Annotated in this window: 11 protein-coding genes; 3 read left to right on the top strand and 8 right to left on the bottom strand. The window is 62.9% G+C overall.

What is annotated here, in order from left to right; translation table 11 throughout:
* Positions 1–110: 110 nt before the first annotated feature.
* From V7M64_RS07640 to V7M64_RS07655, 4 genes are all read right to left on the bottom strand, one after another.
* The gene (locus V7M64_RS07640; RefSeq protein WP_333678270.1) at positions 111–1,010 is read right to left on the bottom strand and encodes a hydroxymethylglutaryl-CoA lyase; all 900 of its coding nucleotides are present in this window, start codon (positions 1,008–1,010) and stop codon (positions 111–113) included.
* 23 nt (positions 1,011–1,033) lie between these two features.
* Complete coding sequence (locus V7M64_RS07645; protein WP_333678272.1) at positions 1,034–3,031, bottom strand: acetyl/propionyl/methylcrotonyl-CoA carboxylase subunit alpha; 1,998 nt, start codon at positions 3,029–3,031, stop codon at positions 1,034–1,036.
* A gap of 188 nt (positions 3,032–3,219) precedes the next feature.
* On the bottom strand, positions 3,220–3,735 hold the full coding sequence (locus V7M64_RS07650) for a cupin domain-containing protein (protein ID WP_333678274.1): 516 nt from the start codon (positions 3,733–3,735) through the stop codon (positions 3,220–3,222).
* A 123-nt stretch (positions 3,736–3,858) separates the two neighbouring features.
* Positions 3,859–4,641, bottom strand: coding sequence for an enoyl-CoA hydratase-related protein (locus tag V7M64_RS07655; protein WP_333678276.1), 783 nt, complete (start codon positions 4,639–4,641; stop codon positions 3,859–3,861).
* Between the two features lie 157 nt (positions 4,642–4,798).
* On the opposite strand from V7M64_RS07655, the gene V7M64_RS07660 reads away from it, so the two are divergent.
* Genes V7M64_RS07660 through V7M64_RS07670 form a run of 3 tightly spaced genes read left to right on the top strand, consistent with a single transcriptional unit; the run spans position 4,799 to position 7,175 of the window.
* A complete protein-coding gene (locus tag V7M64_RS07660) occupies positions 4,799–5,038 on the top strand; it encodes a FeoA family protein (protein WP_333678277.1) in 240 nt (79 codons plus the stop codon).
* Complete coding sequence (locus V7M64_RS07665; RefSeq protein WP_333678279.1) at positions 5,035–6,876, top strand: ferrous iron transporter B; 1,842 nt, start codon at positions 5,035–5,037, stop codon at positions 6,874–6,876. The genes V7M64_RS07660 and V7M64_RS07665 overlap by 4 nt, the downstream gene beginning before the upstream one ends.
* A complete protein-coding gene (locus tag V7M64_RS07670) occupies positions 6,873–7,175 on the top strand; it encodes a DUF6587 family protein (protein ID WP_333678280.1) in 303 nt (100 codons plus the stop codon). The genes V7M64_RS07665 and V7M64_RS07670 overlap by 4 nt, the downstream gene beginning before the upstream one ends.
* 143 nt (positions 7,176–7,318) lie before the next feature.
* Here the strand turns inward: V7M64_RS07670 and V7M64_RS07675 are convergent, their stop codons facing one another.
* The 4 genes from V7M64_RS07675 to V7M64_RS07690 all read right to left on the bottom strand — a co-directional run.
* Positions 7,319–8,767: a hypothetical protein gene (locus V7M64_RS07675; RefSeq protein WP_333678281.1), complete on the bottom strand. Its 1,449-nt coding sequence runs from the start codon at positions 8,765–8,767 to the stop codon at positions 7,319–7,321.
* Positions 8,764–10,455: a molecular chaperone HscC gene (locus tag V7M64_RS07680; RefSeq protein WP_333678282.1), complete on the bottom strand. Its 1,692-nt coding sequence runs from the start codon at positions 10,453–10,455 to the stop codon at positions 8,764–8,766. The genes V7M64_RS07675 and V7M64_RS07680 overlap by 4 nt, the downstream gene beginning before the upstream one ends.
* A gap of 73 nt (positions 10,456–10,528) precedes the next feature.
* Positions 10,529–12,136, bottom strand: coding sequence for a carboxyl transferase domain-containing protein (locus tag V7M64_RS07685; protein WP_333678284.1), 1,608 nt, complete (start codon positions 12,134–12,136; stop codon positions 10,529–10,531).
* A gap of 108 nt (positions 12,137–12,244) precedes the next feature.
* The coding region (locus V7M64_RS07690; RefSeq protein ID WP_333678286.1) for a hypothetical protein at positions 12,245–12,589 on the bottom strand (345 nt) is incomplete at its 5' end.

Raw genomic sequence — 12,589 nt, forward strand, 5'->3', positions numbered from 1 at the left:
TATCAGCTTTTTGCGCGCTGGTGCATCGGCCTTAAGCTGGGATGACCATCCCGGCTTTCTTGTGGCATTCCGGGTGCCGGGATGGCCGTGCCAGCTTACGGGCCTGGCAATCAAGCCACCGTCGTACGCGCCTTCGTCACCCGGCTCGCCGTGGGTTTGTTGAGCTGCGCGGAAAGCCACGCGCCCGTGGCCACCAGCATGTCCAGATCGATGCCGGTTTGCATGCCCATGCCATGCAGCATGTAGACCACGTCTTCACTGGCGACGTTGCCGCTGGCGCCTTTCGCATACGGACAACCACCGGTGCCGGAGACGGCGCTATCCACCACGCGCACGCCTTCTTCAAGGCAGGCGAGGATGTTCGCCAGGGCCTGGCCGTAGGTATCGTGGAAGTGCACCGCCAGTGCATGCATGGGAATTTCCTGCGACACCGCATGCAGCATCGCGCGTGCCTTGGCCGGCGTGCCGACGCCGATGGTGTCGGCTACGGAAACCTCATAGCAGCCCATCTCATACAGCCGCCTGGCTACGTTGACCACGTCCGCGATGGCCACCTCGCCTTGATAGGGACAACCTAGGGCGGTGGAGACGTAGCCACGCACCTTCACGCCTTCCGCGTTGGCTTCTTCCAGCACCGGCTGGAAGCGTTCCAGCGATTCGGCAATGGAAGCGTTGATGTTGGCGCGATTGAACGCTTCGGATGCCGCCGTGAAGACCGATACCTCGGTGGCGCCGGCCTGGCGCGCAATGCGATAGCCTTGTTCGTTCGGTACCAATACCGGATAGGTCACGCCCGGCACCTTGCGGATATTGCGAAACACTTCCGCCGCGTCAGCCAGCTGCGGCACCCAGCGCGGGCTGACGAAGCTGGTGGTTTCGATGGTCTTGAGGCCGGTGGAGGAAAGCCGGTCGATCAACGCAATCTTGATGTCCGGCGGCAGCAGGGTCTTCTCGTTTTGCAAGCCGTCGCGCGGGCTGACTTCAACGATGCGGACTTCGGAAGTGGTCATGTGAAGCTCCTGCAACCCTCAAGTTACGACGCGAAGCGAACGAGTACGGCATCGGCTTCGACAAACTCGCCTTGGGTTGCGCTGACGGTATCAATGGTACCTGCGCGTGGCGCCTTCAAGGCCAGTTCCATTTTCATGGCTTCCATCACCAGCAATTCCTGCCCTTCTTCCACGGTGTCGCCCGCCTTGGCCTTCACCAGCACGACGCGGCCGGGCATGGGCGCGACGATCTGGTTGCCACCGGCGCCTTCCTTGGATTCCCACGCAAACGCTGCGGCCCGGACAAAGGCGTGGCGCTGGCCGCTGGCATCGTGCAAGGTGATGCGTTCTTCATCGGCATGCACACGCAGTCGAGCGCTTTGCGCACCGAAACGCGCGCTGAGCAGGCTGCCTGCAAAGCGTGCGCCGCGCACATCGCAGTGTGACGCGCCATGCTGCAGACGGTAGTCGCCGTCATGGCCAAACGCTTCGATTTCATGGCGCTGCTCGCGCAAGGTAAGCGCAACGATGCGCTTGCCGGCATGCCCGATGCGCCATGCGTCCGCACGCGACCACGGCGAATACGGATCATTGCCATGCCTTGACGCGGCGACGAGCTTGCGTTCGTCGCAAAGCAGTGCGGCGGTAGCGGCAGCGAACAGGACATGTTCAGAGGGTGCCGTATCGCCGGTTAGAAATTCATCAAGGTGGCGATCGAGGTAACCCGTGTCGATGCGGCCCTCGATCACGACCGGATGACGCGCCAGCCGTTCGAGGAAGGCGATGTTCGATTTCGGCCCGACGATCTCGCATTCGGCCAAGGCTTCGCGCAGGCGTTGCAGCGCTTGCGTGCGATCGGTGTCATAGACGATCAGCTTGGCGATCATCGGATCGTAAAAAATCGTTACCGTGTCGCCTTCGATGACGCCACCGTCCAAGCGCACGTGACGCGACGGAGCGGGCAATCGCAAACGGCGCAATTTGCCCGAACCGGGCAGGAAATGCTGATCCGGATCCTCGGCGTACAGGCGTACTTCAATGGCATGCCCACGAGCCTGGATTTGTTCCTGTTGCAGCGGCAGCGGTTCGCCCGCGGCGATGTGCAATTGCCATTCCACTAGGTCGAGGCCCAGGGTTTCCTCGGTAACCGGATGCTCCACCTGCAGGCGCGTATTCATCTCCATGAAATAGAAGCTGCCATCCTGGGCCACGATAAATTCCACCGTGCCGGCGCCGACGTAATTCACCGCCTTCGCGGCGGCCACCGCCGCCTCGCCCATGGCCTTGCGGCGTTCGGCATCAAGGAACGGGGAGGGCGTTTCCTCCAGCACTTTCTGATAGCGGCGCTGCGCGGAACACTCGCGTTCGTTGAGGTGAATAACGTTGCCGTGCGTGTCGCCGAACACCTGGAATTCGATATGCCGTGGATGCTCGACGTAGCGCTCCAGGATCACGCGCGTATCGCCGAACGAGCTGGCCGCTTCGCGTTGCGCGGAGGCCAGGGCATCGGCGAATTCCTTTTCCGTGCGCACAATGCGCATGCCTTTGCCGCCGCCGCCGGCCGCGGCCTTGATCATCAGTGGGAAGCCGGTCTTGCGTGCTTGTTCGGCAAGGAAATCGCTCGCTTGGTTTTCGCCGTGGTAGCCCGGCACCAGCGGCACGCGATGATGTTCCATCAGCGCCTTGGCGGCAGCCTTGGAACCCATCGCGTCGATGCTTTCCGGGCGTGGGCCGATAAACGTCACGCCGGCTTCGGTGCAGGCACGTGCGAAGGCGGTGTTTTCGGAAAGGAAGCCGTAACCGGGATGGATCGCCTGCGCGCCGGATTTTTTTGCGACCTCCACAATGGCGTCGGCGCGCAAATAGGATTCGGCCGGCCGTGGCCCGCCGATCGGCCAGGCTTCATCGGCGAGCCGCACGTGCTGCGCGTCCTGGTCCGCTTCCGAATACACCGCAATGGTATGGATGCCCAGCCGCCGGCAGGTGCGGATCACGCGGCAGGCGATCTCGCCGCGATTGGCAATCAGTACACGCTCGAACATGCGGATTCCTCAACCCATCGCTTGCAGCTGCAAAGCCCATAAAGCTAGCAGAATTGCGTGACGCGGCCGATGCGCGGCGCAGCATGCGTGCGCCGTCGTCACATTGGGCTGGGATGAAATCCCCGCATCGCCATGCGGACAAAAGCCGGGATGTCATCCAGCTAGCGGTGGCCGCTTTGGCAGGCGCATTACTCGCCTTCCCAGTAATCGATCGTGTCGCCCTGGCGCATGACGATGCGAATCATCTGCGGCTTGCCTTCCGCATCCGGCCCGAATTCACCCAGGATGCCGTACTTGTTGGAATCCGGGTATTCGCAGATCTCCGGCGAAAGCTTGCTGCTCACGGCGAGATAACGCATTTCAACCGATCCAGTGTTGATGATCTGATGCGCGCTTTCCGGCCCGCCGGGCGGGCAGGCGATGATGTCGCCCTGGCGGATCGGGTGGCTTTCGCTGCCGATGCGAATCTCGCCTTCACCTTGCAGGATGAAGAACATTTCCTCGTTGACACGATGGTTGTGCAGCGGAAACGCGCGCATGCCGGGCGGCACCGCGGTGATGTTGTAGCCGAGCTTCTCCGCGCCCAGCTGCATGGATACGCGTCCCATGCGTGCATCGAAGCGCTGGGCGGCATCGCCGGTGGCGGCGAAGGCGGGCGGGCGTGGCTGCAGGTCGACGTCGGCGATGTTGATGATGCGTTTCATGGCGTGCCTCGTAGTGGGACAAAGAGTTGCAGGTAGGCCGGATGAGCAGCACCCGGAATCACGACAAAGCCGGGATGCCATCCCAGCCTAAGCACTGCTGCTGCCAGCGTGGCGTCAGCATGCTCAAACCCAGTTGGCGGCGCGCTTGTCGAGAAAGGCGCCAAGCCCTTCCTGGCCTTCTTCCGATACGCGCAGCCGAGCGATCAATGCGGCGTTGTCATGGTCGATACGTTCGGCCATGGGCAGGGTGAGTCCGTGCATGTTGAAGGCAAGTTGCTTGGCTTCGCGCTGCGCCAGCGGGCCGGCCTTGGCCAGTTGCTTGAGCACGGTGTGCACGGTGTCGTCCAGATATTCGGCGGAGACCGCCTCGTGCAGCAATCCGATGTTCATCGCCGTTTCTGCATCGAAGATCTCGCCGGTCAGGAACAAACGCCGCGCCTGGCGTACCCCGATGGCTGCCACGACATACGGTGAAATCACGGCGGGCACCAAACCCAGTTTTACTTCGGTAAGGCCGAACTTGGCCGTGTTCACGCCAATGGCGATATCGCAACAGGCGATCAGCCCCACGCCACCGCCATAAGCCGCGCCATTGACGCGGGCAACGGTGGGTTTGGGCAGGAATTGCAGCGTGCGCATCAGCGCCGCCAGGCGCAGGGAGTCTTCGCGGTTTTCCGCCTCGCTGGCCTTGGCCATGCCGCGCATCCAGTTGAGGTCTGCGCCGGCCGAGAAGCTTGCCCCCACCCCGGTCAGCACCACGACACGTACGGCGGGGTCGTCACCGGCGTCCCGCAAAGCCACGGTGAGTTCGGCGATCAGTCGATCGTCGAAGGCGTTGTGCACGTCCGGGCGATTGAGGCGGAGTTCGCGGATACCCGCGTGGTCGGCGATCTGGATGGTGGTCATGGGACGTCCATGCATAGGGAGCGGATGTCTTGAAGCGTAGCATCGCCCTCCGGCCGGCCAGCCGCTTTCAGTCCGTCTTCAGTGGGGGACGGACCCCTGCACCCAATGCGAAAAGAGGATACAATGCGAACCATTCTTATTTAGAAGCGTAACAACTGTGCGCCTGTCCGATTTGCCGAAAGGTGCTAACGCCGTGGTTGAACGAGTCGAAGATGCCCATGCCGATGACCTGATCGCGCAGCGCCTGCGTGACCTGGGCTTTGTGGCCGGCGAACACGTGAAGCTGGTCGCGCGTGGCCCGGTGGGCGCCGATCCGCTATTGATCCAGATCGGCTCGACCCGCTTTGCGTTGCGTCGTGCCGAAGCCTCGCGGGTCACGGTGCGGGAGGTTGCATGAGCGCCGATACGCTGCGCATCGCCCTGGTCGGCAACCCCAATTGTGGCAAGACGGCGCTGTTCAACCAGCTCACCGGTGGACGCCAGAAAGTGGCCAATTACGCCGGCGTCACGGTGGAGCGCAAGGAAGGGCGATTCACCGCGCCGTCGGGCCGCGTGATGCAGATCCTGGATCTGCCCGGTACCTACAGCTTCGACGCCGCCAGCCCGGACGAACAGATCACGCGCGATGTGCTGGAAGGCAACTATCCCGGCGAGGCAGCACCCGACCTCATCATTTGCGTGGCGGACGCCACCAACCTGCGCCTGCATCTGCGCTTTGTGCTGGAAGTGAAGCGGCTCGGCCGGCCAGTGGTGCTGGCCTTGAACATGATGGATGCGGCGCGCCGTCGCGGCATCACCATCGATGTGGCGGAATTGCAGCGTCGCCTCGGCATCCCCGTGGTGGAAACCATTGCGGTCAAGCGTGGCGGTACGCGCGCGCTGGTCGAGCGGGTGGATGGCGATCTGCCGGAAGCGCCGCTTGCGCTGCCGGACGATCCGGACAGCCGCGCCAATCTCCACGACGAAGTACGCCAATTGATGGCGGCCACCGTCACCATGCCACGCGCCACGGCTGCCATCGACGATGCACTCGATCGTTGGGCGCTGCACCCGGTGTTCGGGTTGCTCACGCTCGCGGTGGTGATGTTCCTGGTCTTCCAGGCGGTCTACGCATCCGGCAAGCCGATGAGCGACCTGATCGGCGAAGGTTTTACCTGGCTTGGCGAGCATGCGGCCGTGGTGCTGCCTGCCGGCCCGATCCACGATCTGGTGGTAAGCGGCATCTTCGGCGGGCTGGGCACGGTGCTCGGCTTTTTGCCGGTGATTCTGGTGCTGTTCCTCTTCATCCTGATGCTGGAGGAGTCGGGCTACCTGCCGCGCGCGGCATTTTTGCTCGATCGCCTGATGGTATCGGTAGGGTTGACCGGCCGCTCGTTCATTCCATTGCTGTCGAGCTTCGCCTGCGCCATTCCCGGCATCATGGGCACGCGCAGCATCACCGATCCGCGCGATCGCCTCGCCACGATTCTGGTGGCGCCGCTGATGACCTGTTCCGCGCGCTTGCCGGTATACGCGCTGCTGATTGGCGCGTTCATTCCCGCACGCCGCGTATTCGGGTTCTTCAACCTGCAGGGCGTGGTGCTGTTCGCCTTGTACGTGGCCGGCATTGTCGGCGCCATGACGGTGGGCTGGGTGATCAAGCGCATTCGCCGCGACAAGAGCGAACACGCGTTGTTGATGGAATTGCCGTCCTATCGCTTGCCCAGGGTGCGCGACGTTGCGCTCGGTTTGTACGAGCGCGGCAGCATCTTCTTGAAGCGCCTTACCGGGGTGATCCTGGCGTTGACGGTGTTGATGTGGTTTATCTCGACCTTTCCGTCGCCGCCGGTAGGCGCTACGGGTCCCGCCATCAACTACAGCCTTGCCGGCTATCTTGGCCGCTTCCTGCAGCACATTTTCTCGCCGCTAGGCTTCAACTGGCAGATCAGCCTGGCATTGATTCCCGCATTTGCCGCGCGTGAAACGGCCGTGGCGACACTGGCTACTGTCTATGCCGTCAGTGGCGATGCGCAGAACGGTGGCCTGGCACATGCGCTTACCGGCAATTTCTCGCTGGCGACGGCGTTGTCGCTGCTGGTGTGGTTTGCCTTTGCGCCGCAATGCATGTCCACGCTGGCGGTGATTCGCCGTGAAACGCAGTCCTGGCGCAACGTGGCGATTTCCTTCGGCTACATGTTTGTCGTGGCGTACATGGCATCGTTTATTACCTATCAGGTTGCGGGGTTGTTCTCGTGAGTACCGGTCTGCTGGTTCAGTACGTGGTGATCGCGCTGGTGGTGCTTGCCAGCGCGCTGTATGCGTTCCGCAAGCTGGCGCCACAACTCACCAACCGTTGGCTGGCGTCCGCGTCGATTCATCTCGGTCAGCCTGGGCATGCTGCGTGGATGCGTTCTTTCGCGCGCCGTCTACAGCCGAAACAGGCGACGGGCAATTGCAGTGATGGTTGCAGCACGTGTGGCGCATGTGGACCGAAGCCACCGGCTGCTGCGCGCGGCGAGGCAGTGCCGTTGCAATTCCGTCCGCGCCGGCATTGAGAGGCGGCCGTAAGCTGGGATGGTTTTTCCGATGCTGTGATTCCATTCCGGCCTAAGCTCTTTTGCCATGTGCAAGGGGGAGTGGATCAGCACGCGACACAACGGCTGCCAGGGCATGCCGCCGCGAAAGCGCGCATGCAAGGTCAGCTTCGTGCAAGCTTAGGGTGCAGGTAGGCGCGATGAAGCCACATGTCGATTCCCCACAGTGCAAGGCCAAGCAAGGCCATGGCCATGGTCAGAAAGTCACTGTCATCCATCTTGTGCACCAGCGGTGCGCCAAGAATGAGGGTGAAAAAAATCATCGCTGGCGCGAAGCGTCCAGTGCGGAGCAATAGCTCGCTTTTTGCCGGCGTGCGGCGGCGGAATCGCCGCACGGCAAAAACAAAGCTCAGGGCGGCCAGCATGCCGCCGAAAGCGTGCGCCCACCCCGATGCCTGGATGGCCACGCTCGAAACGCAGAGTAACGGCATGGCGAGCCTGCGCAACCATGGCCAGCGCGACGGCTTCGCTTCCGCTTGGCCTTGCCATTGATCGAACCACCAGCAGCCCGCCATCAACAGCCACCCACCGATCACCGTTGAGGCAAGAATGCTGGAGGTCCGTATCGCCGCATGCCAATCCATGCCAGCGGCCTCGGATCCGCCACCCATCGCGAAGATTCCCATCACCGCGAAAATGACCGCCAACGTCCACACGCATGCGCGCAGGGTATTGAGAGCGAAGCGTTCCCATGTCAACGACGTGCCGACGATGACGCCGCGTGACCAGAAGATGGCTTGTCGCCGATCAATCGCCGCAGGCATGTCGTCAACGCGGCCGTTATGGGAAAGCGCTTGGACCAGATGCGCCAATCGGCGGCCTCGATGGGATTGCATGGCCGCGGAGGCCGTGCGCAGCCAATTGAAAGGTCGTTGCAGAAACGCAAGATCCTTGCGCAGCGAAAGCACGTCGGGGCGACCGTTGCGCATCCGCCCGATGCGCCGCGCCAGTTCGTGGTGATGCTCGGGAAGCAATTCCCACAGCGTCCTTTGCCGCACGCGCAAGGCTTGCAGTGCGACAGGATTCACACCCGACAGGACGTGGTCCAAATCGAAGAAACGCAGTAGCGCGTCCATGTTGTCGCCCGATATGGTTTGCGGTTGCTGAAACAGCCGTTGCAGCACGACCTGGGCGGCCTGTTGCTTGACCGGGATGGACCAGAACTCCGGCCGCTTTTGTAACTGGTGAAAAAGCGCGCTGCCGTTTTCCGCTTCGACGGCGGCACGAATAACGTCCTTCGTCAGGTTGCCGAGATGAATGGCGGGAGCGGGAGGGAGCTTGGCAGCATTGCCTTGCGGTGATGAAGGCGTCGACGATGCGACGGTGTCCGGGCGATGCGGTTCTTTTTGCGCCGTTGTCGACGATGCATTGACGGGCGGCGGCGCAGTCCTGGTGACGTGCGCCAGCACCAACTTGTACGCCGTATGCAGACGCTGGAACGCTTCCGGATCCTCATCCGGCCGCGTGGTGCGCAACAAACGCGCATACGCCCGCTTGACGCTGGCGGCATCCGTTTCCGGCGTCAGTCCCAGCAGCGCAAACGCCCAGTTCAAAGCTGCGCCTCCAGCGAATCCAGCGCATCGCTAAAGTTTTTGCGATGCTCTTCAATCAGGCGTTCGTCCTGTGCTTCCAGTACTTGCCGGAAATGGCCGATCCATTGCTGCAGCACCTGGCGGGCGGCGAGATGTTCCTCGAACAATCGCTCGGCGCGTGCGAGCAGGGCGATGTTTTCCTGCTTGGCGCGCGGATGGATTTTCAGTTCCGACAAGGCGGCCAGCCGTGCGCGAATTTCTTCGTCATTGAGCATGCCGGGGTTTTGCTGCAACACCAGTTCGTGGCGTATGCCGCTGGTTTTCGGGGTTGCCTCCACTTGCAACACGCCATTGATATCGTAGGTGAAGCGCACGACCACTTCGTTGCCAGAAACGGGAAGCGTGGGGTTGAGTGCGATTTCCAGCTCACCCAGCTTGATGTTGTTCTCCACCATTGGGTTTTCGCCCTGGTAGATGTTCAGCGTGAGCTTGGCTTGCCGTTCGCTCATTGGCCAATAGCTGCTTTCGCGGCTGATCGGCACCACGCTGTTGCGCTGGATGATTGGCGAGAACAAGCCATTCTGCACGTGCCCCTGTGCATCGCGCTGGCCGATTTCCACGCCCAGCGTATACGGGCACACATCGGTAAGAATGACTTCTTCCAGCTTCGCATTGCGGCTTTTGAGGCCGGAGGCGACGCATGCGCCCAGCGCGATGGCTTCATCGGGATTGACGTGGCGCAACGGCAGCTTGCCGAACATGCGCGCGATCAGGCGCGATACCAGCGGCATGCGGCTGGCGCCGCCCACCAGCACGATCTCATCGAGTTGATCGGGGCGCAGGCGCGCGTCGCGCAACGCACGCTCCAGCGGCATGCGCATGCGTTGCATCAAAGGTTCAGCCAGGTTGAAGAAGCGGTCCTGGTCGATGTTCCACTTGATGGCGTGCTTGCCGGCCTGGCATTCCACGCTTACTTCAGGCTGCTGGCTCAGGCTGCGCTTGGCCAGTTCCAGACGGCGGCGCAACAGGCCGCGTTCGATCGCCGAGAAATCCTCGGCGCGCAGTTTCAGGTCGGCAAGACATGCCGCCTGCAGCGCATCGAGAAAATCCTCGCCGCCAAGGTAGTTGTCGCCGGCGCTGGCGTGCACTTCCACCACGCCTTCGAACATCTCCAGCACCGATACGTCGAAGGTGCCGCCGCCGAGATCGAAAATCAGGAAACGGCTGCCTTCCTTGCGCTCCTGCAGGCCATAGGCGAGGGCGGCGGCGGTGGGTTCGTTGATCAGCCGCTCCACCTTGATGCCCGCCAACTCACCCGCGGCGCGCGTCGCCTTGCGTTGCGCATCGGAGAAATAGGCGGGCACGCTGATCACTGCCTCTTGCACTTTTTCGCCCAGTACGGCTTCGGCGTCGGCCAGCAGCGAGCGCAGCACCAATGCGGACAATTCCTCCGGACGAAAGCTGCGTTGCCCAAGCTGCACTTCGCGTGCCGTGCCCATCCAGCGCTTGAAGGCCGCGACGCTGGCGGCTGGATGGCTGATCAGCCGGTCGCGCGCGGCCGCGCCGACCAGCATGTGCCCATCGTCGTCCACGCTGATGACGGAAGGCGTGAGGTAGTCGCCCAGCGCGTTGCGGAAGAGCTGCGGCCCTTCCTCGCCGTAGCAGCCAATAAGCGAATGCGTGGTGCCGAGATCGATGCCGACGATCATGTTGTTGCTTTCCCCCTGTACGTCCTGTCTGCGGCTTTAGCCCCTCTCCCCGGAGGGCGAGGGGCAAAGCATGCTACATCCGGAATACGCCATACCGTTGCTGCTCGATCGGCGCATTCAACGACGCCGAAATCGCCAGCCCGAGCACGCGGCGCGTATCGGCCGGATCGATGATGCCATCGTCCCACAGCCGCGCCGTGGCGTAGTAGGGGTGTCCTTGGCGTTCGTATTGATCGCGGATCGGCGCCTTGAAAGCCTCTTCTTCCTCAGCGCTCCACGTCTGGCGGGCAGCCTCCATGCCATCGCGCTTCACCGTCGCCAGCACGCTGGCGGCCTGCTCGCCGCCCATCACGCTGATGCGCGCGTTCGGCCACATCCACAGGAAACGCGCGCCATACGCACGACCGCACATGGCGTAATTGCCGGCGCCGAAGCTGCCCCCGATCACCACCGTGAACTTCGGTACGTGCGAGCAAGCTACCGCAGTGACCATCTTCGCACCGTCTTTGGCGATGCCGGCGTTCTCGTATTTCTTGCCGACCATGAAGCCGGTGATGTTCTGCAGGAACACCAGCGGTACATTGCGCTGGTTGCACAGCTCGATGAAGTGCGCGCCCTTGAGCGCGGATTCGGAAAACAGGATGCCGTTGTTGGCGATGATGCCTACCGGATAGCCATGGATGTGCGCGAAGCCGCACACCAGCGTCTTGCCGTAGCGTGCCTTGAACTCATGGAATTCAGAGCCGTCGACGATGCGCGCGATAATCTCGCGGATATCGAACGGGCGACGCGTGTCCTGGGGGATCACCCCATACAGCTCTTCCGCCGCATAGCGTGGTTCCACCGGCGCCTTCACTGCCAGCGGCATCGGCTTGTTGCGGTTGAGGCTGGCCACGATATCGCGCGCGATCGACAGCGCATGCGCATCGTTCTCGGCGAAATGATCGGCTACGCCCGAGGTGGACGTATGCACGTCGGCGCCGCCGAGTGCTTCGGCGTCCACCACTTCGCCGGTCGCCGCCTTCACGAGCGGCGGCCCACCGAGGAAGATCGTGCCTTGTTCGCGCACGATGATGGTTTCATCGCTCATTGCCGGCACGTAGGCGCCGCCAGCGGTGCACGAACCCATCACCACCGCGATCTGCGGAATGCCAAGGCCCGACATGCGCGCCTGGTTGTAGAAGATGCGGCCGAAATGTTCCTTGTCCGGAAAGACCTCGTCCTGCATCGGCAGGAACGCGCCGCCGGAATCGACCAGGTAGATGCAGGGCAGGCGATTCTCCAGCGCTACTTCCTGGGCGCGCAGATGCTTCTTGACCGTCATCGGGAAATACGTGCCGCCTTTGACCGTGGCGTCATTGGCCACCACCACCACCTCGACGCCATGCACGCGGCCGATGCCGGTGATGACGCCGGCGGCCGGCGCTGCGCCTTCGTACATGCCATGCGCCGCAAGCGGCGAGAGTTCCAGGAACGGCGAGCCGGGATCGAGCAAGGCGCGGATGCGTTCGCGCGGTAGCAGCTTGCCGCGCGCGGTGTGCTTTTCGCGCGCCTTGGCGCCGCCGCCCTCGGCATGGCGCGCCAGTTGCTGATGCAAGTCATCCACCAGGCTGCGCAGGTTCGCGCTGCTGGTTTGGAAATCGGAGGAGCGGGGATCGATCTGCGAGGTAAGGACGCTCATGTGTCGCCAAGCTCGTGGGGCAAACCGTGGATGATACCGGTTGGCGGTCCGGCATAAAAAAACCGGCCGCCAGACGGCGGCCGGTTTAGCCGAGCTACGAACGAAGGATTAGTTACCCTTCGAAGCGTCCTTGGCGGCGTCCTTCGCAGCGGTCGCAGCCGACTTGGCAGCGTCGGCAGCCTTGTCGGCAGCCTTCGAAGCATCGGCAGCGGCGCTCTTCATCGCATCGCCAGCAGCCGGAGCGGCAGCCGTGGAAGCCGGAGCAGCGGCCGGAGCAGCAGCGGTGGAAGCCGGAGCAGCAGCCGGAGCAGCAGCGGTGGAAGCAGCAGCGGCCTTCTGAGCCTGGTCAGCAGCCTGCGTAGCAGCTTGCTGGGCCTGGTCAGCCGACTTCTGTGCGTCCTGCGCGGAATCCTGCGCGCCGTTGCTGCAAGCCGCCAGCAGCGCGACGAGCGC

It is taken from the genome of Dyella sp. (assembly GCF_036746095.1).
GTDB lineage: Bacteria > Pseudomonadota > Gammaproteobacteria > Xanthomonadales > Rhodanobacteraceae > Dyella_B.

Excerpts from the sequence above, each read along its gene's own strand:
- V7M64_RS07655 (WP_333678276.1), bottom strand. The coding sequence starts at position 4,641 with ATGACCACCATCCAGATCGCCGACCACGCGGGTATCCGCGAACTCCGC.
- V7M64_RS07680 (WP_333678282.1), bottom strand. The coding sequence starts at position 10,455 with ATGATCGTCGGCATCGATCTCGGCACCACGCATTCGCTTATTGGCTGC.
- V7M64_RS07650 (WP_333678274.1), bottom strand. The coding sequence starts at position 3,735 with ATGAAACGCATCATCAACATCGCCGACGTCGACCTGCAGCCACGCCCG.
- V7M64_RS07640 (WP_333678270.1), bottom strand. The coding sequence starts at position 1,010 with ATGACCACTTCCGAAGTCCGCATCGTTGAAGTCAGCCCGCGCGACGGC.
- V7M64_RS07645 (WP_333678272.1), bottom strand. The coding sequence starts at position 3,031 with ATGTTCGAGCGTGTACTGATTGCCAATCGCGGCGAGATCGCCTGCCGC.
- V7M64_RS07665 (WP_333678279.1), top strand. The coding sequence starts at position 5,035 with ATGAGCGCCGATACGCTGCGCATCGCCCTGGTCGGCAACCCCAATTGT.
- V7M64_RS07685 (WP_333678284.1), bottom strand. The coding sequence starts at position 12,136 with ATGAGCGTCCTTACCTCGCAGATCGATCCCCGCTCCTCCGATTTCCAA.